Raw genomic sequence first — 24,904 nt, forward strand, 5'->3', positions numbered from 1 at the left:
CATAGGTTTAAAAAGCCTAGTAATTCTGTAAAAAACAAGAAATTAGTCGAAACATTAGCGTCCCTTTTTTATTTGACATAAACCACTATTTTCTACAACTAACCAAACGTTTGATTGAAGGATGAGTAATCGTTGTAAACATAAGCTTTTTTCCTGGGAAATGACATAGAATTTGTCGAGTTATGTTTCGCCTTTTTCAGACACAAAAAAAGCTGGCAGATAAGACTGCCAGCTTTTGTTTATCGTTTCTGCAATTCCTGCTGTAATAATTTATTAACCAATTGCGGATTAGCCTGTCCTTTAGTCGCCTTCATCAGCTGTCCAACAAGGAAACCTACGGCTTTATTTTTACCATCCTTGAAATCTTCCACCGATTTCGGATTGGCATCAAGTACCTCGGCAATAATCTTCAGAAGTGTTCCCTCATCAGAAATTTGCACAAGGCCCTTATCCTTCACGATTTGCTCCGCATCGCCGCCCTGCTCGATTAGCTCTTTGAAAACAGTTTTCGCAATTTTAGAAGAAATCGTTCCATTTTCAATCAACTTAATCATGCTGGCTAGACCTTCAGGTGTTAATGCAACCTGATCGAGTTCCTTACCCTCTGCATTTAAGTAAGCAGAAACATCGCCCATGATCCAGTTCGAAGCAAGCTTCGCATCAGCACCATCGTTAACCGTTGCCTCAAAGAAATCTGCCATTTCTTTTGTTACCGTCAATACCTTGGCATCATAAACAGGTAAACCAAGCTCTTCGACATAACGTTTTTGGCGCTGGTCTGGGAGTTCTGGAATTTCCGCACGAATGCGTGCCTTCCAATCCTCATCAATAAACAAGTCAAGTAAGTCTGGTTCTGGGAAGTAACGATAGTCATCTGAACCTTCTTTTACCCTCATTAGTATTGTAGTCCCGGTCGCCTCATCAAAACGGCGTGTTTCCTGATCAATGGTTCCGCCTGAAGATACCACTTCCCGCTGGCGTTTTTCTTCATACTCAAGACCCTTACGAACAAAATTGAATGAGTTCAAATTCTTTAATTCTGTTTTCGTTCCGAACTCTTCCTGCCCGACGGGACGAATCGAAATATTGGCGTCGCAGCGAAGCGAGCCCTCTTCCATTTTACAATCAGATACGCCTGTATACTGGATGATTGACTTTAATTTTTCAAGATAAGCATATGCTTCATCAGGAGTACGAATATCCGGCTCAGAAACGATTTCAACAAGCGGCGTCCCTTGACGATTGTAATCACATAAAGAATATCCTTTTTCATGGTTCAGCTTGCCGGCATCTTCCTCTAAATGAATCCTTGTAATCCCGATCTTTTTCGTATAGCCGTTTACTTCAATTTCAATCCAGCCATGCTCGCCAATCGGCTGGTCAAATTGTGAGATTTGATAAGCCTTGGGATTGTCCGGATAAAAGTAATTCTTCCGGTCAAATTTTGTATGTGTTGCAACCTGACAATTTAGGGCCATCGCCGCCTTCATTCCAAAATCAACTGCCTTTTTATTCAAGACAGGCAATACGCCTGGATAGCCAAGGTCGATTACACTTGTATTGGTATTCGGCTCAGCCCCAAAATGGTTTGGGCTCGCTGAGAAGATCTTTGATTCTGTTTTTAACTCAACATGGACCTCAAGTCCAATTACTGTTTCAAATTCCATCATTTCCACCCCCTACAATTCCGGCTTTTGTTTATGAAAGTCTGTCGCCTGCTCAAACGCATGGGCAACACGATAAATCGTTGCTTCATCAAAATGCTTGCCAATGATTTGCAATCCAAGCGGAAGACCTGCATCAAAGCCGCAAGGAATCGAGATTCCTGGTACACCTGCAAGGTTAACCGGAATCGTTAAAATATCATTGATATACATGGTTAGCGGATCATCGATTTTTTCGCCAATTTTAAACGCAGGTGTTGGCGTTGTTGGTCCGACGATCACATCATATTTTTCAAAAACATCTTCAAAATCCTTCTTAATTAACGTCCGGACCTGCTGTGCTTTTTTATAATACGCATCATAGTAACCGGAGCTGAGTGCAAACGTACCAAGCATAATCCGGCGTTTTACTTCATCACCGAAACCTTCAGCACGTGTCTTTTTATATAATTCAATTAAACTTTCGGCATCTTCAGTACGATAGCCATAACGCACGCCATCAAAACGAGCAAGGTTGGCTGACGCTTCTGATGAGGAAAGCAAATAGTAAGCAGCCAGTGCATACTTGGAGTGCGGCAGGGAAACCTCTTCCCATACAGCGCCAAGCCCTTCAAGGGTCTTTAAAGAATCCATTACAGACTGGCGAACAGACCCCGTCACACCTTCGCCTAAATATTCTTTTGGTACAGCAATTTTAAGACCTTTAATATCGCCTGTTAAGGAAGCTGCAAAGTTTGGAACGTCCACATTTGCAGAAGTGGAATCCATCGGATCGAGACCAGAGATGGCTTGTAATAGATACGCGTTGTCCTCAACGGTTCTTGTAATCGGTCCGATCTGGTCAAGCGATGAAGCAAAGGCAACAAGGCCAAAACGAGATACTCGGCCATAGGTTGGCTTCATTCCAACAACGCCACAAAAAGATGCCGGCTGCCGGATAGAACCGCCGGTATCTGATCCTAATGAAAATAGTACTTCTCCTGATGCTACCGATGCAGCAGAACCGCCTGAAGAACCGCCTGGTACTCTCTCAAGGTTCCATGGATTCCGTGTTTTTTGGTAATGGGAATTCTCATTTGAAGATCCCATTGCAAACTCGTCCATATTTAACTTTCCAATCGTGATCGTTTCCGCCTGCCGTAATTTTTGTACTACAGTTGCGTCATAAATTGGGTCAAAATTTTCGAGAATTTTACTCGCACAAGTTGTCCGTAATCCTTGGGTAACAATGTTATCTTTGACACCAATCGGCATACCAAACAGCAATCCTCTTGAATCCCCAGCGTTCAACTTTTCATCTTGTGATTTTGCAGCTGCCCGGGCAACTTCTTCATCCAAGGTTAAAAAGGCCTTGACCTTCTCTTCGACCTTACCGATTCGGTTATATGATTCTTCTACAAGGTCTGATACGGTTACTTCCTTCTTATGTATTAATTCATGAAGGTCTGAAACTTTATAATCAAATAAACTCAATGTTTTCACTCCCTACTCTCCCAAAATCGATGGTACCCTAATTTGCCCGTCTTGATGCTCAGGTGCATTTTTAAGTACTTCTTCACGTGGCAAACCTTTTTGTGGAATATCTTCGCGCAATACATTTTTCATATCAAGGACATGGTATGTAGGTTTCACATTTTCCGTATCCAATTCGTTTAACTGTTCGGCAAATGTGATAATCGCGTCCAGTTGTTTTGTAAATTTTTCGACTTCTTCTTCCGTAATGGCTAATCGTGCCAAGTTAGCAACGTGTTTTACTTGGTCCGTTGAAATTCGTGACATCATTTTAACCCCCAATCTCAATGTTATTTTATAATTGATAATACCAGACTTTTCTGCGTTACCGCAATGATTCCTTCTTCAGTATTAACAAACAGAAAGAGTTTTAGATTATAAAAATCGCATTTTAAAGATGAAACCTGACAGTTAGTAGATCCGTCATTTATAATATTCACAGAAGAAAAGAATTTGGGAGAGTATTTGAATGAAGAAAAGACGAAAACGGAAGAAATGGAAAACCTTCCTCGTACTGTTTTTGCTTTTTTGCGGATTGGCCTGGTTTCAGAGTTACTTTCAAAAACAAAGTTCTCCACCGCTCGTCAAAACCGATTCCTTTGCGGCGGCAAAAAAATATATGCCTTACATCCACGACGAATTAGCAAAATACCATCTTGAAGAACATACTCCTGTACTCATTGCCCTGATGCAGCAGGAAAGCCACGGACTTGGCGGAGACCCCATGCAAGCCTCGGAGTCAGCCGGACTGACAAAAAATACGATTACTGACCCTAAACAAAGTATTCAAGTCGGAGTTAAACATTTTCAATACGTTTTGGCTTATGGAACACTACAAAAGGTAGATTTTCCAACGATTATTCAGGCCTACAATATGGGGGCAGGCTATATTGACTACGTAGCACAGCACGGCGGTAAACATAGTGAGGAACTGGCAAAGGAATTTTCGCTCCTTCAAGTAAAACAAAAACCTACCCTCTATAATTGCGGCGGAGACAAGAATAATTTCCGCTATCCGTATTGCTACGGTGATTTCACCTACAGTACAAAGGTATCCAAAAACATTGAATTACTTGCTGATACTGTTCCAGTGACAAACAGTCAAAAAACACCCAGTGGATCTTTTTAGAGATTCATTAGGTGTTTTTCTTATGTTTAACGACAATCAAAATGATTTTAATCGGAATATAACCCAAAATTCCGCCGAGCGTATTTAATATTAAGTCATCAACATCAAAACTGCCAAATTCAAAGATAAGTTGAATCACTTCAAATGCTAGACTTAAAAAAAAGGTTGCTAGGGTAACCACTCTAAATTTTTGAAACCCTTTTGTGAACAATGGTAAGATAAACCCAAATGGGACAAATCCAATGACATTCCCTGCCAAATTCTCAATTCTGATATTTGGATTGATTTCTGCTTTGTACAGATAAAACTTAATTGTTTTAAAAGGGACAAAGTTATTGTCCCGCCAATGGTATTCATCGTATGTAAAATTAAAATGCTCGATAATTTGAGCTAACGGGATGTATTTAAATAAGATAAGTTTTGACAGTACAGCTATATATAAACACAGAATAAGAAATAGGACTATTTTTGAAAAAATTCTCATTTATTCTTGCTCCATTTTTAAAGTATCACACATACCATAACATAGTTGTCCGAGGTTGTGGTGATTACATTCTACTAGGAGGATATGATTATGGCAGTACATCATTTTCACTTAAAAGCAAACTGGCCTGGCTTGCGTAATGACATAGGCGAGATTGAGGCCGGTAACTTAAAAACAAAAATTTCGATCCCGCCGGAAATGGACGGCCCGGGTGTTGGCACAAATCCGGACGAAATGCTGCTCGGAGCAGCAGCAACCTGTTATATTATTACTCTTGCCGCAATGCTGGAGCGCTCTGGTCTGGAAAAGGCTTCATTAACAATGGATTCTGAGGCAATTGTCGATGTGACGAGCGGTGTGTTCACTTATAAAAAAATAATCCATCGCCCTCGTTTAGTTTTGAAGCGCGGTGCAACTGAAAAAGAGGTGGCATTAGGGGAGAAGCTTGCCCGGAAAGCAGAGAGTTCGTGCATGATCAGCCGTGCGATTCAAGGAAATGTGGAGTTGGAATTGCAAGCTGCTGTAGAGGTGGCTGCTGAATAAAAACGGGGCGTGAAGCCCCCCTTTTTTAGTAAAATTCCATATGCCCTTTTTCCTGTTGATAATACTCTAATCGATCTTGCAGTGTTCCGGTATGGAATTCGAACTTATGACCATCAGGGTCGGTAAAATAGAGTGATTTTTTATCCTTCTCATCCCTCGGACGTCCAGGCAATGTATGGATTTCCAACTCTTCAAGTTTTGAGCACATTTTAGAGAAATCCGCCTCTTCAATTGAAAAAGCAATATGGGTATAGGATTGGTGGATCTCATTTCGAGGGATGTCCTTTTCTACATTAAGGGCAAGCCATAAACCATTTAAATCAAAGTAAGCTGTGTTTCTGCCTTTAACTAACAGTTTTGCCTCAAAAACATTTTGATAGAATTCTATCGATCTATTTAAATCAGAAACGGAGAAAAGTAAGTGGTTTATTCCTTTGATTTTCATACATTCACCTTTTTTAAATTAATTTTATTTCCCTTTTTTGAAAAATAAAAGTGTGTAATCCACATTTGGACCACACACTGGATTTCACCGTTTAAATAATTTCGCAAACAGACCTTTTTTCTCTGGTAGCTTCTCAGGTATCTGGACTTTATGGCTAATAGATATCTCTTCCTTGTCAATCGCATAGTTCATAGCTAATACTAACCCTATTTCCGTATCATGCTCTTTATTGGTTACAATTTTATGCTCGATTTTATTTTTTGCTGCTAGTTTTACGTATTTGGATAACTCTTCATAGGCCATGTTACCGTTTAATAAAAGTAGTGCCTTTGGATACTCCTTCATTGATTGTTCTATTTGGGGGTATATGTTTGTTTCCGCAACCTGGTTTTTGGTCAATGCCACAATGATTCGTTCGCGTAGGGTTCCTAGGTATTTCCGCCGCTCTTCTGGTTTGGTTTCTAGAGGCCCATAGATGCCTTGCTGCAGGACATCTTCAACGGTTTTCCTTTCCAAAGCTATCATCTCCATCTAAAAGGCTATTATTATGTATGATGATACCCTAAAAAATGTGCAGTTCCAAAATTGGTTTGTAACCTGGTTTCCAAGTCGCCAGTAAATCCTGTTTATACGACAGTAAATTTGATTTATGCGCCAGTTAATTCGGCTTTCGCCAGTTAATTCTTCTTATCCGCAAGTTGGCTCCCCTATCCGCAAGTTGACTCCCTCTATCCGCAAATTGGCTCCCTCTATCCGTAAGTTGGCTTCCCCTATCCGCAAGTTAACCCCTCATCCGCAAATTGCCTCCCTCTATCCGCAAGTTGGCCCCTCTTATCCGCAAGTTAACCCCTCATCCGCAAATTAACCCCTCATCCGCAAATTGCCTCCCTCTATCCGCAATTTAGCTCCCCCTATCCGCAATTTAGCTCCCCCTATCCACAAGTTGGCCCCTCTTATCCGCAACTTAACCCCTCATCCGCAAATTGCCTCCTTCTATCCGCAATTTAGCTCCCCCTATCCGCCAATTAACTCCTCTCATCCGCAAATTAACCTGCTGCCGCCTACAAAAAAATCCTCCCCTCCAATAGGAGAGCAGGATCCACCACACACACCAAATTTATTTATTACTACTAAACTGCTCCACTTCTGTTGACCCTTTCAACGCCGTCGTCGAAGACGTACCACCCGTAATCACCATAGATACCTGATCAAAGTAGCCCGTACCAACCTCACGCTGATGGCGTGTTGCCGTATAGCCGTATTGCTCACTGCCAAACTCAGCTTCCTGCAATTCAGAGTAAGCCGCCATACCGCGCTCCTTGTAGCCGCGGGCAAGTTCGAACATGCTGTGATTCAAGGCATGGAAGCCGGCCAGTGTTACGAACTGGAACTTGTAGCCCATTCTGCCAAGCTCCTCCTGAAAATTCGCAATCGTCTCCTGATCCAATTTCTTTTTCCAGTTAAAGGATGGTGAACAATTATAGGCTAATAGTTTGCCAGGGAACTTCTCATGAATAGCTTCCGCAAACTTTCTAGCTTCCTCAATATTTGGTTCAGAAGTTTCACACCAAATTAGGTCTGCATATGGAGCATAAGCTAACCCGCGGGCAATTGCTTGATCAATTCCAGCCTTCGTACGGAAAAAGCCCTCCGGTGTCCGGTCACCCGTAATAAACGGGGCATCGTTCATATCAATATCGCTTGTAATCAAATCGGCGGCATTAGCATCCGTCCGGGCAACAAGTACAGTCGGCACCCCCATTACATCTGCAGCCAAGCGTGCCGCAATCAAGTTGCGTACCGCTGTTTGCGTCGGCAGCAACACTTTACCACCTAAATGTCCACACTTTTTCTCGGAAGACAACTGGTCTTCAAAGTGAACACCGGAAGCACCGGCTTCAATCATGCCTTTCATTAGTTCAAAACAGTTTAACTGTCCGCCAAACCCAGCTTCAGCGTCAGCTACAATCGGTGCAAACCAATCGATAGAATCATTACCTTCTGAATGATGGATTTGATCCGTACGCTGGAGGGCTTGATTAATCTTTTTTACTACACTTGGTACGCTGTTTGCAGGATACAAGCTTTGGTCCGGATACATGTGCCCTGAAAGGTTCGCATCCGCTGCAACCTGCCAGCCGCTTAAGTATATGGCCTTTAGCCCGGCCTTTACTTGCTGGACAGCCTGATTACCAGTTAAGGCCCCAAGTGCATGAATGTAATCTTCTTCATGTAATAACTTCCATAGCTTTTCAGCACCCTTACGAGCCAACGTATGTTCAATATCAATCGAACCACGGAGTTTGATAACATCCTCTGCAGAATATGGTCTCGAAATCCCTTTCCAACGACTATCCATTTCCCAGCTTTCTTGTAATTGCGCAGCTCTTGAATCTGTCATTTTAAAATTCCTCCTATTAATCTATTAAAATATTTTTATATAAGGCTTTTTCGTAAACTTTGATGCTTCTGGAGCTTTTCAAGAACCATAATCTAGGGTTTTCGCAAATATTCTTACGAAAAGATGCCACGAAGCATTTAATTAGATGGGTTGATGAACTTTTATTTAGCGAAAATAGCCTTATAAAGAGAATCCCTTATAACTGCTGATATCCCGGCAGTGTTAAGAAGTCGATAAATTGATCAGTTAAGATTAAACGGTCAAATAGTTGAACAGCTTCGGTGAATCGGCCGTTTTCAAAGTTTTCAGCTCCGACTTCGAGCTTAATCTTTTCCAACTCTTCTAGCTTCAATTGCTGATACATTTCAGCCGTCACTTTTCTGCCGTCCTCTAAAATACCTTTTGGATGGCGGATCCACTGCCAGAGCTGCGCCCGTGAAATCTCCGCCGTTGCTGCATCCTCCATCAAATTATGGATTGGAGCAGCACCTCTTCCATTCAACCAGGATGCTACATATTGAATCCCCACATTAATGTTCGTCCGAACACCTTCTTCTGTGATTGTCCCGTTTGGAACCTCTAGCAAGTCAGCAGCTGTAATCGTTATTCTCTGCTGTTTTGGTGTATGGATTTGGTTTGGTGTTGGCATTTCACGGTTGAATACTTCCATTGCGACCGGTACTAATCCTGGGTGGGCAACCCATGTTCCATCATGACCATCGCGGGCCTCCCGTTCCTTATCGGCACGTACCTTGGCGAACGCTTCCTCATTGGCCTGAGGATTATTTTTTATCGGAATTTGCGCGGCCATTCCTCCCATTGCTGGTGCCTTGCGGCGATGACAAGTTTGAATCGTTAATAATGAATAGGAACGCATAAAGGGTGATGTCATGGTTACCTGTGACCGGTCTGGTAAAATAACTTGCTGTTGATTACGCAGTTTTTTAATATAGCTGAAAATATAATCCCAGCGGCCACAGTTTAAACCTGCGGAATGTTCCTTTAACTCATACAGGATTTCATCCATTTCAAACGCAGCTAAAATGGTTTCGATTAATACAGTTGCCTTAATAGTTCCTTGAGGAATCCCAAGTTTCTCCTGTGTATACACAAACACCTCATTCCAAAGCCGTGCTTCTAAGTGACTCTCAAGCTTTGGCAAATAAAAATAGGGTCCCGAACCGTTTGCAAGCAGTGTGTTTACATTATGGAAGAAGTACATGCCAAAGTCGAAAAAGCTTCCCGAGATAGGCTTGCCATCTAAAAGTACATGTTTTTCATCGAGATGCAGTCCGCGCGGTCTAACAATGAGTACCGCTGTTTCTTCATTGAGCTGATATGTTTTTCCATTTGGATTTTCAAAGGATATCGTCCGATTGATTGCATCTCTTAAGTTGATTTGTCCTTCAATGATACTTTCCCATGTCGGTGATGTGGCATCCTCAAAGTCAGCCATAAACAATTTTGCACCAGAGTTTAACGCATTGATGACCATTTTTCGATCGGTCGGCCCTGTAATTTCTACCCGGCGGTCATGAAGGTCCTTTGGCAGCGGTGCAACGGTCCAATCACCGTTCCTGATATGCTTTGTTTCTGCAAGAAAATCTGGAAGCTTACCATTATTCAATTCCTCTTGGAGCTTATCCCTGTACTGTAACAGTTCAATTCTGCGCTGACCAAATTTGTGTTCTAACTCTTCAATTAAGTTCAATGCCTCTGGTGTCAAAATCTCATCATACTGGGCTTTTAATGGCCCAACTACTTCAATACCCGTAGTTTGCGTCGACATGTACTCGTTCACTCCTTTGTTATAATACAGTAATTATCTTTGTTTTGTATTATATAACAGGTTTTTGGAAAAGTGAACCATTTTTTCTGAAAATTTTTTAAAATAGGTAAATTTCCCTGTCCATATACATATGGATACAAAAAACGAGTACCCTACGAAAGGTACTCGCTTTTACTTTAAATCCTCATATAAACGCCGGAAATCCGAGGCGCGATTCGGACTATTTAATAATTCCTCGCTCACAATTGCTATAAGTAATTTTCTTTTTAGAGCAGGATCGTCCACTTCCTTCAAAATCCATTGCCTTGCCGTAAAAAGAAAGTCAAGGTATTCGTCATATCGTTCATCAAATTGCTGTTCTAACTCCGCCCGTAATTTCTTTGCAAGGGTGGGGCTTGCCCCGCCGGTCGATACAGCAATACTTAACCGGCCTCGCTGCACATGTGCTGGCAGATGAAAGTCGGAAAGCTCCGGATCATCAGCAATCGACACCAGCTGGTGCTTCCCTGCTAAGGATTTGACTGAAAGATTGATGTCTCTGTTATCTGTTGCCGCAAAAATTAGCGCTGCATCCTGAAGGTCTTCCGCTGAGAAGGATTTTTTCTTCCAATCAATTCTTCCATCCACAAAAAGGGTTTCGAGCCCCATAGTTGCCTCCGGACTAACCACAATTACTCGGGCCCCTGTACCAAGCAGGCCGTGCACCTTTCGCTCGGCCACCTTGCCGCCGCCAATTACCACTACCTTTTTTCCATCAAGTTGTAACATAATCGGATAATTTGTACTCATTCATGTACTCCCTGTATTGGATGCTCCACCATATAATTCACTAACGCCTCCCTCGATGGGCAGGATGGCCTTTTAGTTGAAGCTAGTCCAGCATGGAGGGCAGCGGTTTGTGTTAACTCTCCCATAGCGATAACCTGCTTATCCTTCAACAACTCTACTGCATTTATATCACAATCTGCTAGTGCAGCCATAAACGGTTTAACAGAGGCACTGCTTGGGAGTATCACTGTATTGACCTGTGCTTCCTTAAGCATCCGCTGAAAAATTGGAAGGAATTGCTGATCTAATTCCTTCCGGCTTGTTACCATTACCTCTGATTTTTCAAAGCCCATTTGTAACAGGTGACTATCGCCGACAATCATTGTATTTTCTGAGGCATAGATTTCCGGAGCCAGCTTCCCGATCATTCCGCGTTCACGTAATGCCTTTAGTGTTTTGCTGGACAGCCCAAAGAGTTCTGCACGTATGCTGCGAATATCGATTTCCTGTTCAATGACTGCTGTAAAAAATTCTGCCGCACTTTCAGGAGATGTAAATAATATTTTTTCAAAACGGGTCACATTTGTAAGATCAAGCGGTTGTTTCGTTACTTTCCATTTGGGAAACTCAATGACATCTGCCCCTTGGTCCAGTAAGTCTTTTGCTAATTGACTTGGGCTGGCACTTGTGCGGGCAAGCAGGATTTGTCTGCCGTATAACGGCTTTTTCTCAAACCAGCTGATTTTTTCACGCAGGGAAATGACTTCCCCTACTAAAATGATAGATGGGTTACTGAACTTGGCTTCCAATACCTTTTCGGAAATATCAGCTAATGTTCCCTGCAGTGTCTTTTGCCGGCCAAAGGTACCCCAGTGAATCAAGATTATGGGTGTAGACGATGCCTTCCCATTGTTGAATCAGATTTTTACAAATAAACGGTAAATTCCCCACCCCCATGTAAAAAGCAATCGTATCCACACCGCGGGCAAGACCTTCCCAATCAAGGAGCGGCTTGCCATCCTGTGATTTATCATGAGCTGTTACGACAGCGAACGATTCGGCGTGCTCCCGATGAGTAACAGGAATTCCCGCATAAAGGGGGGCTGCAATCCCTGATGAAATGCCAGGAACAATTTCAAATGGAATCTGGTATTCAGCAAGGGCTGCTGCTTCCTCGCCCACTCTGCCAAATACGCCAGGATCGCCGCCTTTTAAACGGACTACTATTTTTCCTGCTAAAGCCTTTTCGACTAGGAGGTCATTAATGTTCTCCTGCCTTAATGTATGACGGTCAGGCAATTTGCCGCAATAGATAAGCTCACAATCACTGCCGGCAGATTCTAATAGCTTGGGATTGGCAAGCCGGTCATATAGAATGACTTCAGCTTGCTTTATTGCATCCAATCCTTTTACCGTAATTAAGCCTGGATCACCTGGACCTGCTCCTACTAAAAATACTTTTCCTGATTTCATCCTGCAGCCTTCCTTCCCTCTATAAAACAATAAAGATGATATCTTCTTTGATTTCAACCTTAAAGGTTCTGACCTGACCTTCGTCAGGCGCCTGAACTTTTCCATCTACTAATGAGATTTTCCAATCATAGACCGGACAATACACATAATCGCCGCTAATCAGGCCCTCAGAGAGGACGCCACCCTTTGGATGCGGGCTGTGGTTTTCTAATGCATAAACCTCTCCAGCTGTTGTTTTAAATAGAGCCACTTCTGTCGTGTCAACTTTGATTGAATATCCAGCTCTTGCTTTAACATTTTTATAATGTGCTACTGGTATACGGGTGATTGTTTCGATCATTTGGATTCACTCCCGACTGAAATGTTATGTCTTGTATAATATTTGTCTTTGATTTCTGCATTTTGAATCGCTTCATTCCAAGGCTCAATATATTTATTCAAGGTTTGATCCATTCTTTCGTTTAAAGCTTTACGTGTTACATCGTCTGCCAGTACTTCCTTGACATGATCCAGTCCCATCCGCTCTACCCATTTAGAGGTCCGCTCCAAATAATTAGCTGTTTCCCGATAATATTGAAGGTAAGCCCCTGTCATTTCCATTACTTCCGCTTTGGTTTTCACCGTACATAGCAGATCACCGGCGCGAAGGTCAACACCACCGTTACCAGCCACATAGATTTCCCAGCCCCCATCAATTCCGACAAAGCCAATATCCTTGATGCCAGCCTCAGAACAGTTTCTTGGACAGGCAGACACGCCCATTTTCACTTTATGTGGTGTATCAAGACGTTCAAATTTCTTTTCCAACTCGATGCCCAGAGCCATTGAATCTTGGGTTCCATAGCGGCAGAACTGCGCACCAACGCAAGTCTTAACGGTTCTTAATGTTTTTCCATAAGCATAACCGGAAGGCATATCAAGCTCTTCCCACATGGCCGGAAGGTCTTCTTTTTTTACTCCGAACAAACCAATTCGTTGTCCACCAGTTAATTTTACTAAAGGAACGCTATACTTTTCAGCAACTTCAGCAATTTTTTTCAAATCCGCTGCTGTGGTGACCCCACCGTACATTCTAGGAACCACAGAATACGTTCCATCTTTCTGAATATTGGCGTGCATCTTCTCATTCACGAGACGGGAATCACGGTCATCCTTATAGGCATCCATATGAATCATGCCAAGATAGTAATTGATTGCCGGACGGCATTTTGTACAGCCTTCTAAGTTATTCCAATCAAGTACATTCATGACCTCTTTGACACTTGTTAAGCCTTTTTCCTTAATTTCCGCTACCAATTCCTCACGGCTTAATGTCGTACATCCACAAATGCTTGTTTTCTGAGCTGCGGCTGCATCAAACTGATCACCTAGTGTATGAGCAAGAATTTGGCTGACCATTGGTTTACAGCGTCCGCAAGACCGCCCAGCTTTAGTGCAATGGCTGACTTGGTCTAATGTTGTTAGGCCTTGTGTTTGAATTGCCTCCACAATGGCTCCTTTTGTGACACCGTTACAGCCGCAGACTAATTCGTCATTTGGCATGGATGCAATATCGTCAGTATCGCCTTCTCCAGTACATTCTGTATGGAAAATAGAAACTCCAGTGATATCTTCCTTTTTAGTCAGCATTCGGTATAATCTTGTGCTGTCTTTTGTGTCACCATATAGGACAATCCCTACGATTACATTGTTTCTAGTTAACACTCGTTTATAGAGACCTTCGTACTCATTGTAAATCATGATAGATTTGGTCGTACCATCTTCAAAAATTTCACCGGCAGAGAATAAATCGACACCAGCCACCTTTAACTGAGTACCTGTAACAGAAACCTCGTATGCGTTTGTTTCAATCCCGCAAATGCGGCTGGCAAGGATTTTGCCTTGCTCATATAATGGTGCAACCAAACCGTAAACAATTTCTCTATGTTCGGCACATTCACCGACTGCGTAAACATGAGGGACACTTGTTTCCATATAGTCATTTACCATGATGCCGCGATTCACATAAATGCCACTGTCTTTTGCAACTTGCGTATTAGATTTAATGCCGATGGCCATTACCACGAGATCTGCTTCGACTTCAGAACCGTCTTTAAAGCGAAGTCCTGTAACACGTTCATCCCCCAAGATTTCAACTGTTTGTTTCTCCATTAAGAAATTCATGCCTTGTGATTCTAGCTCTGTTTTTAGTAATGAAGAGGCAATTGGGTCCAACTGGCGTTCCATTAGATGGGGCATCAAGTGTACAACATCGACTTTCATACCTAGGTTTAACAGTCCTCTTGCGGCTTCTAGTCCGAGCAGACCACCGCCAATGACGACAGCTTTTTGGTATTGCCCAGCTGATTTGATCATCATTTCACAATCTTTTATATCACGAAAACCCGTTACCCCTTGTTTATCAGCACCGGGAATTGGGAGAATAAAAGAGTTGGATCCGGTTGCGATAATCAGTTCATCATAGTCCACTACTCGATTTTGATCACTGATAACACGTTTACCTTCTACATCGATTGCTGCTATGGCCTCGCCGCTGTACAATTGAATCTTATTTTCCTTATACCATTCAAGCGGGTTGATAATAATATCGTCAAAGTTGGTGTCACCTTGGAGAATATTTGATAGTTTAATACGGTTGTAATTTGGATGCGGCTCTTCACCAAAGATGGTAATTTCAAATTGCTCAGTGTTAAGTTTAAGGATCTCCTCAATGGTTCTTACTCCAGCCATTCCGTTACCGATCATAACTAACTTCTTCATATCTGGTTGGCTCCTTTATCGTTAATAGTTGGTTAATTTTTTATTAGTAGGTTTTCTCTATAGTTAGATTGTAAAGGGTCCAGTCCTAAAAAATTGTGACGTTCATCACATCTCACAAGCTAATTGTGAACATTTCTAGTAAATGTCAAAGCCTGATCATTAGACACTACGTAACCACTATTACTAAATGGACAAAATAAAAAAGGGTGACAGGCACCCTTTTTACGTTATGCGGGTTGTTTACTTTTTTTAAGTAGGAGCTGGGGTTTGATGATGGTATTGATAACGGGAACAAGGATACCAATTAGCGCTACAGGGGCAAGTTCCCATAAGACCAGCGGCGGGGTGATGAGTATTTCGGATTTATGAATGGCGTATAGGCTGAGAAAATAAGCAAGGCTGCCAATAAGTCCAGCGAGCCAATTGGTTCTTCTCAGCAATAAGAAGGCCAGCGGTATCAGGATAATGGTCATTGGCACATAGGAGGTTGGATAATTGACTGCTGCAAAGATCGCTTTCCCGATAAATCTTAAGCAAACATAAAGTACGGCACCCATAAACGGAATCGTAAAATCACGGCAAATTCGTGCCGTTATAACGGTCAATAACCCTACCATTAACAAGGAATAAATGGGATACACATATTCCGGTATACCGCCGAAAATCTGTGAGGCCGGGTCCGATATTAACTGAAGGATTTCCTTTGAAGCGATTGATTTTCCATGCATGTACTGGTAATAAGAGATAGCCCCATTTTCCTGCTGCATATTCGGAAACAATAAGCATTCCAACAGGAACATCGCAAACCACGTATGCAGCGACTTCCATGTCGGTACTGTATGCCACGTAAAGAAATAAAAACCGCGCCATACCCCAAAAATCATGATATCTGTTGCTATATAGTAAATAAAATGGGTTGGACTCCAGGTCGTTAAATCAATTCCATAGGCAATATGATACGTAAAATCAAGCGGAATGCCAATCAGAAACAGACCGTATCCAATCGTAATGAGATTCCTTGAAAATCCGTCCATGTAGGTTGAGTGTCTCCACTCTTTAAATAACAGGAACCCCCCTAAGGCAAACCCCATTGTATTCACAATATGGGGAATAGAGTACTCTTCAAATAAATATTTAAAGTGATAGGATGCATCCCAAGCAGATCCTATAAATTTTAATAAAAAAGCGATCACCCATAAACGGTAATATTTCATTCCAGTCATCTCCTCTCAGTTTTCCTGCCCATGTTCCATAACGTCCAGCACCCTTGATTCACCGTTAAAATATTGCTGTCATTATCCTAAGAGGTCAAACGGATCCCCTAAAATAGCGATAAGGATATAATTAATAGCTAATGCCACACCAAACACAATCCCGGCCATCCGGACCTTTTTTTGCGTAAACAACTTATAGATAAAGACAATACCGGCACTGACCACAAAAACATTACAGGTTAAAAAGGTCCAAAGCATACTTTCACTATGTTCTACTGCTGTGACATGGAACAAATATAATGGGATCAAAGGTACAAAACCTCCAGGGAAGACGATTTACAAACTAGGTCTTTAAGTCAATCATATTTTAATAATCAGTTCTTTATTATGACGAATTTCAATTTAAAAATGTTTCTTTTTAATCTTGCTTTCTTAATATTATCACAGCGGATATTTATTTACATAAATTTCTTGTAAAGGATGTATTTATGCATTAGAAATTAAAGTTGGGGGAAACAAGCCTAATCCATTATATTTTTGTCTTTTTCCTTTTTATTATTACATTTTCAATGAAAAACCCCTCCTCGGGTGTGAGAAGGGGTATCATTTATTAATTAATACATTTCTGAAGTTGTTTTCGCCTGCATATGAAGAAGTAAGTAGTCAGGACCGCCCGCTTTCGAGTCAGTTCCAGACATATTGAAGCCGCCAAATGGCTGGTAGCCAACAATTGCTCCTGTACATGAACGGTTAAAGTATAGGTTACCAACATGGAAATCTTCACGAGCCTGTTCTAGGTGGGCACGGTTATTGGTAATAACGGCTCCAGTTAAGCCGTATTCTGTGTTATTGGCAATATCAATTGCTTCCGTGAAATCTTTGGCTTTTGTAAATCCAACAACAGGGCCAAAGATTTCTTCCTGCATGATACGGGATGTTGGAGAAAGGTCCGCAAAAACGGTTGGCTGAATGAAATAACCTTTTGAGTCATCACCTTCGCCTCCAGCCAGCAACTTACCTTCTTGTTTGCCAATTTCAATATATTCAAGGATTTTTTTATATGCATTGTTGTCAATTACAGGTCCCATGAAATTCCCTTGCTCAACAGGATTTCCTGCAGTTAATTGGTTGGTTAGCTCGACAACACGATTTACTACTTGTTCATATACATCCTCTACGACTACTGCACGTGAACATGCTGAACATTTTTGACCAGAGAAACCGAATGCCCCAGCAACAATAGATTGGGCTGCAAGCTCAAGGTCAGCCTCTTTATCAACGACAATCGTGTCTTTTCCACCCATCTCAGCAATCAAACGTTTCATCCAAATTTGACCCGGGCTTAATTTAGATGAACGTTCGAAGATACGAAGACCCACATCACGGGAGCCGGTAAAGCTAATGAAACGTGTATCTTTATGATCAACCAAATAGTCTCCCACTTCAGCTCCGCTGCCTGGAACAAAGTTTAAAACTCCTTTTGGCAGACCTGCTTCTTCCATTACCTCAACAAATTTAGCTGCGATAATCGGTGTGGTAGAAGCCGGCTTTAATAAAACCGTATTACCGGTGACTATGGCTGCTACAGTTGTTCCCGCCATAATGGCAAATGGGAAGTTCCATGGTGAAATAATAATACCAACACCAAGCGGAATATAGTCATAACGATTGAATTCATTCGCGCGGCTTTGGACGGGAACTCCATCTTTTAAAGACAGCATTTGGCGTCCGTAATATTCAAGGAAGTCAATCCCTTCAGCTGTATCTGCATCAGCTTCTCTCCATGGCTTTCCTGCTTCTTTAGTCATTAAAGCCGAAAATTCGTGTTTACGGCGGCGAATAATGGATGCTGCCTTAAACAGGACATCAGCACGAACTTCAGGTTTTGTTTTTTTCCAAGTTTTAAATGCTTCTACCGCTGCTTGCATAGCTTTTTCCGCAAGTTCTTGATTAGCCTTTGAAACTTGTCCGATTACTTCTTCTTTATTTGCTGGATTATAGGAAATGATTTTCTCTTCCGTTGTGATTTTCTCTCCGCCAATGACCAGAGGATAGTCCTGCCCCAAATAACCCTCTACTGTTTGTAATGCTTGTAGATAGGCTTGTCGGTTATCTTCCACTGAAAAATCAGTAAACGGTTCATGCTTATATGGTTGTATCATTTCTAACCCCTCCTATGTATTAAAACGGTTACATACCTCATCATTCTAACATGATTAAGAATGATTAGGAAAGATAATGAATTTAGACTATGATAGACCTTGCTGGTTAGAGAGTAAAAAAGACCCAGCAAAAGCCAGGTCTTATTGATAAATATAAACAAATGGTTCTGTTGCATCAGCTTTTTTGACAATGAGTGCCTCGGGACCATCCACGGACGTTACACTAACGGAAACAGAAAGATACTTAGGGAAATGTTCCATCACAAGCCCTGTTACATATTGGGTAAAACCAATCCCCTCTGTTTTTCCATAAAATTGAATTGGAATCGTGATATTTAAATCCTGAAGCTGGTCACCAATATAAAATGCTTTGCCAATTACACCATTGTAATTAGGGAAGTATTGTTCCACATCTTGTTTGAAGTTTAAAAAGGCAATCGTATCATCACGATGGTCGTTTTCAGCATCTGTTGAAGGGAAAAGGTAGTATTTTTCATCAACCTTTTCCCAGCTATTTAGATCCGTGCTTCCTTTATCAACAGTTGAATAACTGAAAAAGTTACCAGGTACAACCGATGTCTTACTTTGCTGCTCGAATAAAGCAATCGTGATTGGTATATCAGATAAATTCTTCATGGCACGAATACGTTTGACCACTTCCGCCGCCATTTTCTGGCCTTCTTTTTCCATTTCAGCAAACGGAATTTTTTTCTCAAACGTATCGCCATCTGTTTGTAATTTATAATAGTAAATCGAGTTTAATGCCAAACCAATGGTCATCCCTGCTAGGGACACATTACCTTTATCGTCTTTGGTTAGATAATCATGTTCCAGGATATGGGCAAGATAAACCGGGCTTGAAGGCGTACTGCCAGTAGGATTGGTATTAACTGGATTTAAACCAATATTGTCCGCTGCTTTCTCCTTATTCTCCTTAAGCTGAGCAGGGGTATACTGGCGGCTTAACCACTGTTTAATTGTCGCGGCCTTAATTTGCTGGCCCTCTTGAAAATAGTACTTATCCGTGTCAAAACTGTTTTGGGCAATTCTCATCAAGCCCATTTCAAATTCATTTAAGTCATACCTAGTATTGATATTGTTAACGACTAATCCGCGCGCTTCCCCCGGTTCAAATGGCAGGATTGTCCGGTAAAATTTATTCGAGATATTATATTTGGGAATAATTGCTTTCCCTGTTGCCTTCTCCTTTGTTTGAACTGTTTCATTTTGCTTTTGAAAGTTAGGTGCACATGCACTTAGCAAAAAGACAAGGGAGAGAGCGAGCAATGAGATTTTTCTCACGTCGGTCCACCTCTTATTTATTTAATTCTACTAAAAGCCTCTCCTCGTCCCACACTTCGATACCCAGTTCTTGAGCTTTCGTTAGCTTAGAACCCGCATCTTCACCAGCGATGACGAGATGTGTTTTCTTACTAACACTTCCGGCAACATTGCCGCCAAGGGCTTCGATTTTTTCTTTCGCTTCATTGCGGGATAATTGCTCCATTTTTCCTGTAAGGACAACGGTTTTACCGGCAAATACGCTGTCTGATTCTTCGGCAGAAATCGGTCTTGCCCCTTTATATTCCATGTTAACGCCTGCTGATACTAACTCATTTATAAGCTCAATCGCTTCTTCCTGCTCAAAAAACGATACAATCGAATCAGCCATCTTATCTCCTATTTCGTTAATATTAATTAACTCATCCTTGGAGGCTCCTGCTAATTTTTCCATCGTCATAAACTGTTGTGCCAATGTTTTGGCCGCCTTTGCTCCAACATGGCGGATCCCCAATCCAAATAACAGCTTTTCAAGGGAATTGCCTTTTGAAGTTTCAATCGCCTTTAACAGGTTAGTGACAGATTTTTCACCCATTCTTTCCAAGGCTAACAGCTGCTCACGAGTTAGTTTATAAATATCCGCAACATCACCGATTAATTTTTCAGCAAAAAGCTGACTGATCACCTTTTCACCAAGGCCTTCAATGTTCATGGCATCACGGGAAACAAAATGAATCAATCCTTCTCGAATTTGTGCCGGACATTTCGGATTAATACATCTTAAGGCTACTTCCCCTTCTAAGCGAACAAGTTCACTTTCACACTCCGGACAATGGGTTGGCATTTGAAAATCCACTTCTTCACCTGTTCGTTGGTCAGCAAGCACATTAACCACTTCCGGAATGATATCACCTGCTTTTTTTACAACTACTTTATCACCGATTTTAATATCCTTTTCACGGATTAAGTCCTCATTGTGTAAAGATGCCCGTTGTACAGTTGTCCCCGCCACTTTCACTGGCTCGAGAATGGCAGTCGGTGTGATTACACCCGTTCTCCCCACACTTAACTCAATCTCTAAAAGAGTCGTTACCACTTCTTCAGCTGGAAACTTGTACGCAATGGCCCAACGCGGGCTCTTTGCCGTTGTACCCAGCACCGCCTGCTGCGCAAGTGAATCTACTTTGATTACAATTCCGTCAATTTCATAGGGAAGATGCGACCGTTTATCAATCCAGCTGTTAACATACTCAATAACTTCCTCAATCGTTGCACATTTTCTTCGTTCTTTATTGGTTTTAAAGCCAAGGCGGTCTAGATAATCGAGCCCTTCACTATGGGCCACAACTCCTGTTTCACCTGCGTTGCCAATCCCATATAAAAACACATCCAGCTTCCTTGATGCGGCGATTTTCGGATCGAGCTGCCGTAAGGATCCAGCTGCCGCATTTCTTGGGTTGGCAAATAGCTCCTCCCCGCGTTCTTCACGGTACTGGTTTAAGGCTTCAAACGAGCGCTTTGGCATGTATGCCTCCCCGCGCACCTCGATCCATACATTTTCTCGAAGGCGAAGCGGAATCGCTTTGATTGTTTTCAGGTTAGCCGTAATATCTTCCCCAATAGTACCGTCGCCTCGGGTTGCACCTTGAACAAATAATCCATCTTCATAGCGCAGCGAAACTGCCAGTCCATCAATTTTCAATTCACCAATATAAGAAACATTATCACCCACAGCTTGTCGGACTCGTCGGTCAAAGTCCCTTAAATCTCCTTCATTGAAAGCATTACCCAAGCTTAACATCGGTGTGCGATGCTCCACTTTTTCAAATAGGTCAAGAACTGACCCACCGACACGGACAGACGGAGAATCAGGTGTTCTTAACTCTGGGAAGGTTCTTTCCAGATCCAGCAGCTCCTGCATGAGCAAGTCATATTCAGCATCTGGTACCGATGGTTTGTCTAATACATAATATTCATAACCATATAAATTTAAGAGGCTTCTTATTTCCTCGATTTTTTTCGCAGCGGTTTGAAGATCCATATATCCAGCCCTTTCATAAAGGTAATCTATACTGTTTAAAACAGCTATTATGCCTTTTTAATCGGCGCGAATTTAGCTAATAGGCGTTTAATTCCCACTGGGCTAGGAAAAGCAATATCAAGCTCTGTTCCCTCACCCTGTCCTTTTACACTCACAACGGTTCCAATCCCCCATTTACCATGTTCCGCTTTATCGCCAACCTTCCAGCCGGTTTCGTCTCCACCGGTAGCAGCCGATACAGGCCGCATCACAGGCTTTCTTGTTGTCGTTGGGGTCGTAAATGTACTTTTTTGTGAACCAAATGATGTTCCGGTCGATCCAAATGAACTTCTGGACGAACCAAATGATCTTCCGCTGGAACCAAACGAACTGCCCGTCCGGTGTTCTGGTACCATCCCTTCGATTAAATCTTCAGGTATTTCTGAGATAAATCTAGAGGCAGGGTTCATACTGGTTCTACCAAACAAGGTTCTCATCTGGGCATTGGTTAAAAACAAGGTCTGCTCTGCCCTTGTAATACCGACATATGCAAGACGACGCTCTTCTTCCATCTCTGCTTCTTCCATTAAGGAACGGCTATGCGGGAATACTCCTTCTTCCATACCAATCAAAAAGACAACTGGGAACTCCAGTCCTTTTGCAGAGTGTAATGTCATCAAGGTAATCGCATCAGTCTTTTCCCCATCTTCATCAAGCGAATCAATGTCAGCCACTAGAGCCAAATCGGTTAAGAAAGCTACGAGGCTTTTGTCTTCACTTGAATCCTCGAAGTTTTTCGTTACCGATAATAATTCTTCAAGGTTTTCGAGACGGCTTTGGGCCTCAATGGATTTTTCAGCCTTCAGCATTTCCTTATAGCCTGTCTTTTCCAGGACTTCCTCCACTAATTCTGTGACGGATAGGAATTCTTGCATATTCGTATAGTTACGAATTAAATCGCGAAACTGAGCTGCTGCTTTGGTAATTTTAGGGCTTAGTCCTAACAATTCGACTGAATCTAAAGCTTGATATAAAGAAATATCATGCATTGCGGCAAAGTCAGCGATTTTATCCAACGAACTCGAACCAATTCCACGTTTTGGAACATTAATCACCCGCTGCAAGCTGATATCATCATCCGGGTTAGAAATCAAACGTAAATACGCAAGCATGTCCTTGATTTCTTTTCTGTCATAGAACTTGATTCCGCCGACAATTGAATAATCAATATTTGATTTTAAAAGCACTTCCTCCATGACACGGGACTGTGCATTGGTTCGATAAAGAATCGCAATGTTGGAAAGTTGATAGTTCTTATCACGTGTTAGTTCCTTAATTTTGCCAGCAACGAACTGAGCTTCACCTTGCTCACTATCTGCACGGTAATAGACAAGCTTGTTTCCTTCAGGATTTTCTGTCCACAGATTTTTCTTCTTCCGGTTTAGGTTATTTTCAATCACCTTATTGGCAGCAAGAAGTATTCGTTTGGTAGAGCGGTAGTTCTGCTCCAGAAGGATAACTGTTGCATTCGGATAGTCCTTTTCGAAAGAAAGGATATTGGCAATATCAGCGCCGCGCCATTTGTAGATGGACTGATCGGAGTCACCGACAACACACAGGTTGCGGAACCGGCTCGCCATCATTTTCACCAGCATATACTGGGCCCGGTTTGTATCCTGATACTCATCGACATGAATATATTGAAACTTACGCTGATAATATTCAAGGACTTCCGGAACTCGCTGAAATAATTGAATCGTCATCATAATTAAGTCGTCAAAATCAAGTGCATTATTTTTTCTGAGCCGCTTTTGGTAGTCCTTATAAACTTCACTTACCGTTTGTTCAAAATAACCACCAGCAGCCTTCTCATATTCTTCGGGGCCAATGAGTTCGTTTTTCGCTGAACTGATGGAGCCTAAAATAGCACGCGGATCATTTTTCTTCGGATCAAGATTTTTATCTTTGAGAATGGATTTAATTACTGATTGTTGGTCTGTAGTATCAAGAATGGTAAAGTTCCGACTAAAGCCCATCCGGTCAATATCGCGTCGCAAAATCCTTACACACATGGAGTGAAACGTGGAGATCCAAATTTCCTCTGCTGCTCCACCCATCATTTTACCGATACGTTCTTTCATCTCTCTTGCTGCTTTATTTGTGAACGTGATTGCCAGAATGTTATAAGGGTTCACACGTTTTTCCACTATTAAATACGCAATCCGATGCGTTAATACTCTTGTTTTACCACTTCCGGCACCTGCCATTAGAAGAAGTGGGCCGTCAGTTGCCTTAACAGCATTTTGCTGTTCTGGATTAAGTCCGTTTAGAAGCTTATCTGTTAAAAATTGCACATTCTCCACCACCATTACAAACATTTGTTCTTATTTTTATTTTAGCGTTTTTAGCATTGCCACGCAAATTCTATCGAACTGCCTTTAATGTTTCTAAGGCCTTTTGAAAATCTTCATAAATCACATTTCCAACCACAATCACATCGGCATGATTAGCCATTTCAGCTGCCTGCTCAAAAGTGTGGATGCCGCCGCCATAGAAAAGTGTTGTTTTTTCTAGTGCCTTCTTCGCTTCCCTTACTACGTTCGGGTCTCCATATTTACCACTGTATTCTAAATAAAAGATTGGGAGTTGATACATTTTTTCAGCCATCATTGCGTAGGCCTTAACATCCTCGATTGTTAAATGGGCATCAGCTTTCGTGAGCTTTGCGGCCTTACAATCCTCGTTAAGAATACAGTAGCCTTCCATAAAGAATTCATTCCAGTCCATGACTTCGCCAAATTCCTTAACAGCCTGATGATGTAACCCTGTAATCCATTTTGGATCCTGGCTATTTAAAATAGTTGGGATAAAATAAAGATCAAATCCCGGTGTTACGCTATCTATAGTAGACACTTCAAGGATACAGGGAACGGTATAACGGCGGATTCTTGCCATTAAATCGAGGACATTTTCAAGTGTCACTCCGTCTGTTCCGCCCACAATCACGGCATCTGTCCCTGATTCGCAGATTATTTCTAATTGATCGTCTGTTATTTTTTTATTAGGATCGAGTTTAAACACATGCCGCCACTCGCGAATATCATACATCGAAGGAATCCTCCCATTCATCTTTCCATTACACCATTATAGCATTAGCCGTTTGTAATAAAAAAAGAAAACCATAAATCTATATATAGAAATCATATCCAATCAAAAGCGGAAGCGCCTTCAACAGGGGCGCGAGGCTACAGACGCGCCG

The 24,904-nt window shown here is 41.9% G+C and carries 22 protein-coding genes; 2 read left to right on the forward strand and 20 right to left on the reverse strand.

Annotation, left to right across the window (positions count from 1 at the left end):
* Positions 1 to 239: 239 nt before the first annotated feature.
* From gatB to gatC, 3 genes are read right to left on the reverse strand one after another with little or no spacing between them, the layout of a single operon-like run.
* Positions 240 to 1,667: an Asp-tRNA(Asn)/Glu-tRNA(Gln) amidotransferase subunit GatB gene (gatB, locus tag ACZ9EE_RS13900; RefSeq protein ID WP_476032955.1), complete on the reverse strand. Its 1,428-nt coding sequence runs from the start codon at positions 1,665 to 1,667 to the stop codon at positions 240 to 242.
* A 12-nt stretch (positions 1,668 to 1,679) separates the two neighbouring features.
* Positions 1,680 to 3,137: an Asp-tRNA(Asn)/Glu-tRNA(Gln) amidotransferase subunit GatA gene (gatA, locus tag ACZ9EE_RS13905; RefSeq protein WP_476032956.1), complete on the reverse strand. Its 1,458-nt coding sequence runs from the start codon at positions 3,135 to 3,137 to the stop codon at positions 1,680 to 1,682.
* Positions 3,138 to 3,149: 12 nt separating this feature from the next.
* The gene (gene gatC, locus ACZ9EE_RS13910; RefSeq protein ID WP_335498431.1) at positions 3,150 to 3,443 is read right to left on the reverse strand and encodes an Asp-tRNA(Asn)/Glu-tRNA(Gln) amidotransferase subunit GatC; all 294 of its coding nucleotides are present in this window, start codon (positions 3,441 to 3,443) and stop codon (positions 3,150 to 3,152) included.
* A gap of 202 nt (positions 3,444 to 3,645) precedes the next feature.
* Here gatC and ACZ9EE_RS13915 point away from each other — a divergent pair, with 202 nt between their 5' ends.
* Positions 3,646 to 4,305 carry a lysozyme family protein gene (locus tag ACZ9EE_RS13915; RefSeq protein WP_476027952.1) on the forward strand — a complete coding sequence of 220 codons (660 nt, stop codon included), beginning with the start codon at positions 3,646 to 3,648 and terminating at the stop codon, positions 4,303 to 4,305.
* Between the two features lie 7 nt (positions 4,306 to 4,312).
* Here the strand turns inward: ACZ9EE_RS13915 and ACZ9EE_RS13920 are convergent, their stop codons facing one another.
* A complete protein-coding gene (locus tag ACZ9EE_RS13920; protein ID WP_476027954.1) occupies positions 4,313 to 4,789 on the reverse strand; it encodes a VanZ family protein in 477 nt (158 codons plus the stop codon).
* A gap of 90 nt (positions 4,790 to 4,879) precedes the next feature.
* On the opposite strand from ACZ9EE_RS13920, the gene ACZ9EE_RS13925 reads away from it, so the two are divergent.
* Positions 4,880 to 5,332 (forward strand): OsmC family protein, encoded by a 453-nt coding sequence (locus ACZ9EE_RS13925; RefSeq protein ID WP_476027955.1) that lies wholly within the window; start codon positions 4,880 to 4,882, stop codon positions 5,330 to 5,332.
* Positions 5,333 to 5,357: 25 nt separating this feature from the next.
* Here ACZ9EE_RS13925 and fosM read toward each other — a convergent pair whose 3' ends face one another.
* The 16 genes from fosM to pcrB all read right to left on the reverse strand — a co-directional run bounded on the left by fosM (position 5,358) and on the right by pcrB (position 24,753).
* Positions 5,358 to 5,777 carry a FosM family fosfomycin resistance protein gene (gene fosM / locus ACZ9EE_RS13930; protein WP_476027957.1) on the reverse strand — a complete coding sequence of 140 codons (420 nt, stop codon included), beginning with the start codon at positions 5,775 to 5,777 and terminating at the stop codon, positions 5,358 to 5,360.
* A gap of 84 nt (positions 5,778 to 5,861) precedes the next feature.
* Entirely contained in the window at positions 5,862 to 6,308 is a 447-nt protein-coding gene (locus ACZ9EE_RS13935) for a YueI family protein (protein WP_476027959.1), read from the reverse strand.
* Positions 6,309 to 6,894: 586 nt separating this feature from the next.
* A complete protein-coding gene (gene aceA, locus ACZ9EE_RS13940; protein ID WP_476027961.1) occupies positions 6,895 to 8,178 on the reverse strand; it encodes an isocitrate lyase in 1,284 nt (427 codons plus the stop codon).
* 196 nt (positions 8,179 to 8,374) lie between these two features.
* A complete protein-coding gene (gene aceB, locus ACZ9EE_RS13945) occupies positions 8,375 to 9,967 on the reverse strand; it encodes a malate synthase A (RefSeq protein WP_476027963.1) in 1,593 nt (530 codons plus the stop codon).
* Positions 9,968 to 10,138: 171 nt separating this feature from the next.
* Positions 10,139 to 10,756, reverse strand: a complete 618-nt coding sequence (locus tag ACZ9EE_RS13950; RefSeq protein ID WP_476027964.1) for a precorrin-2 dehydrogenase/sirohydrochlorin ferrochelatase family protein — start codon at positions 10,754 to 10,756, stop codon at positions 10,139 to 10,141.
* A complete protein-coding gene (locus tag ACZ9EE_RS13955) occupies positions 10,753 to 11,616 on the reverse strand; it encodes a hypothetical protein (protein WP_476027966.1) in 864 nt (287 codons plus the stop codon). Before ACZ9EE_RS13955 ends, ACZ9EE_RS13950 begins: the two co-directional genes overlap by 4 nt.
* Complete coding sequence (gene cobA / locus ACZ9EE_RS13960; RefSeq protein WP_476027967.1) at positions 11,561 to 12,208, reverse strand: uroporphyrinogen-III C-methyltransferase; 648 nt, start codon at positions 12,206 to 12,208, stop codon at positions 11,561 to 11,563. Before cobA ends, ACZ9EE_RS13955 begins: the two co-directional genes overlap by 56 nt.
* 19 nt (positions 12,209 to 12,227) lie before the next feature.
* Positions 12,228 to 12,548: a nitrite reductase small subunit NirD gene (gene nirD / locus ACZ9EE_RS13965; RefSeq protein WP_476027969.1), complete on the reverse strand. Its 321-nt coding sequence runs from the start codon at positions 12,546 to 12,548 to the stop codon at positions 12,228 to 12,230.
* Positions 12,545 to 14,968: a nitrite reductase large subunit NirB gene (gene nirB / locus ACZ9EE_RS13970; RefSeq protein ID WP_476027971.1), complete on the reverse strand. Its 2,424-nt coding sequence runs from the start codon at positions 14,966 to 14,968 to the stop codon at positions 12,545 to 12,547. The genes nirD and nirB overlap by 4 nt, the downstream gene beginning before the upstream one ends.
* Positions 14,969 to 15,195: 227 nt before the next feature.
* Complete coding sequence (locus ACZ9EE_RS13975; RefSeq protein WP_476027973.1) at positions 15,196 to 16,182, reverse strand: hypothetical protein; 987 nt, start codon at positions 16,180 to 16,182, stop codon at positions 15,196 to 15,198.
* Positions 16,183 to 16,263: 81 nt separating this feature from the next.
* Positions 16,264 to 16,491, reverse strand: a complete 228-nt coding sequence (locus ACZ9EE_RS13980) for a hypothetical protein (RefSeq protein WP_476027975.1) — start codon at positions 16,489 to 16,491, stop codon at positions 16,264 to 16,266.
* Between the two features lie 305 nt (positions 16,492 to 16,796).
* A complete protein-coding gene (gene pruA / locus ACZ9EE_RS13985) occupies positions 16,797 to 18,344 on the reverse strand; it encodes an L-glutamate gamma-semialdehyde dehydrogenase (RefSeq protein ID WP_476027977.1) in 1,548 nt (515 codons plus the stop codon).
* A gap of 141 nt (positions 18,345 to 18,485) precedes the next feature.
* Positions 18,486 to 19,646 carry a CamS family sex pheromone protein gene (locus ACZ9EE_RS13990; protein WP_476027979.1) on the reverse strand — a complete coding sequence of 387 codons (1,161 nt, stop codon included), beginning with the start codon at positions 19,644 to 19,646 and terminating at the stop codon, positions 18,486 to 18,488.
* A gap of 13 nt (positions 19,647 to 19,659) precedes the next feature.
* Entirely contained in the window at positions 19,660 to 21,666 is a 2,007-nt protein-coding gene (gene ligA, locus ACZ9EE_RS13995; protein ID WP_476027981.1) for an NAD-dependent DNA ligase LigA, read from the reverse strand.
* A 47-nt stretch (positions 21,667 to 21,713) separates the two neighbouring features.
* Complete coding sequence (pcrA, locus tag ACZ9EE_RS14000; RefSeq protein WP_476032957.1) at positions 21,714 to 24,014, reverse strand: DNA helicase PcrA; 2,301 nt, start codon at positions 24,012 to 24,014, stop codon at positions 21,714 to 21,716.
* A 55-nt stretch (positions 24,015 to 24,069) separates the two neighbouring features.
* Positions 24,070 to 24,753, reverse strand: coding sequence for a heptaprenylglyceryl phosphate synthase (gene pcrB / locus ACZ9EE_RS14005; protein WP_476027983.1), 684 nt, complete (start codon positions 24,751 to 24,753; stop codon positions 24,070 to 24,072).
* Between the last annotated feature and the right edge of the window lie 151 nt (positions 24,754 to 24,904).

The sequence above is a fragment of the Bacillus sp. URHA0034 genome (assembly GCF_056280405.1).

Bases quoted from the DNA above. Each gene is read 5' to 3' on its own strand.
- nirD (WP_476027969.1), bottom strand. From the start codon at position 12,548: ATGATCGAAACAATCACCCGTATACCAGTAGCACATTATAAAAATGTT.
- ACZ9EE_RS13925 (WP_476027955.1), top strand. From the start codon at position 4,880: ATGGCAGTACATCATTTTCACTTAAAAGCAAACTGGCCTGGCTTGCGT.
- ACZ9EE_RS13935 (WP_476027959.1), bottom strand. From the start codon at position 6,308: ATGGAGATGATAGCTTTGGAAAGGAAAACCGTTGAAGATGTCCTGCAG.
- gatC (WP_335498431.1), bottom strand. From the start codon at position 3,443: ATGTCACGAATTTCAACGGACCAAGTAAAACACGTTGCTAACTTGGCA.
- ACZ9EE_RS13975 (WP_476027973.1), bottom strand. From the start codon at position 16,182: ATGAAATATTACCGTTTATGGGTGATCGCTTTTTTATTAAAATTTATA.
- aceB (WP_476027963.1), bottom strand. From the start codon at position 9,967: ATGTCGACGCAAACTACGGGTATTGAAGTAGTTGGGCCATTAAAAGCC.
- pruA (WP_476027977.1), bottom strand. From the start codon at position 18,344: ATGATACAACCATATAAGCATGAACCGTTTACTGATTTTTCAGTGGAA.
- aceA (WP_476027961.1), bottom strand. From the start codon at position 8,178: ATGACAGATTCAAGAGCTGCGCAATTACAAGAAAGCTGGGAAATGGAT.
- nirB (WP_476027971.1), bottom strand. From the start codon at position 14,968: ATGAAGAAGTTAGTTATGATCGGTAACGGAATGGCTGGAGTAAGAACC.
- pcrB (WP_476027983.1), bottom strand. From the start codon at position 24,753: ATGTATGATATTCGCGAGTGGCGGCATGTGTTTAAACTCGATCCTAAT.
- cobA (WP_476027967.1), bottom strand. From the start codon at position 12,208: ATGAAATCAGGAAAAGTATTTTTAGTAGGAGCAGGTCCAGGTGATCCA.
- gatB (WP_476032955.1), bottom strand. From the start codon at position 1,667: ATGGAATTTGAAACAGTAATTGGACTTGAGGTCCATGTTGAGTTAAAA.
- ACZ9EE_RS13950 (WP_476027964.1), bottom strand. From the start codon at position 10,756: ATGAGTACAAATTATCCGATTATGTTACAACTTGATGGAAAAAAGGTA.
- ACZ9EE_RS13915 (WP_476027952.1), top strand. From the start codon at position 3,646: ATGAAGAAAAGACGAAAACGGAAGAAATGGAAAACCTTCCTCGTACTG.
- pcrA (WP_476032957.1), bottom strand. From the start codon at position 24,014: ATGGTGGTGGAGAATGTGCAATTTTTAACAGATAAGCTTCTAAACGGA.
- ligA (WP_476027981.1), bottom strand. From the start codon at position 21,666: ATGGATCTTCAAACCGCTGCGAAAAAAATCGAGGAAATAAGAAGCCTC.
- fosM (WP_476027957.1), bottom strand. From the start codon at position 5,777: ATGAAAATCAAAGGAATAAACCACTTACTTTTCTCCGTTTCTGATTTA.
- ACZ9EE_RS13920 (WP_476027954.1), bottom strand. From the start codon at position 4,789: ATGAGAATTTTTTCAAAAATAGTCCTATTTCTTATTCTGTGTTTATAT.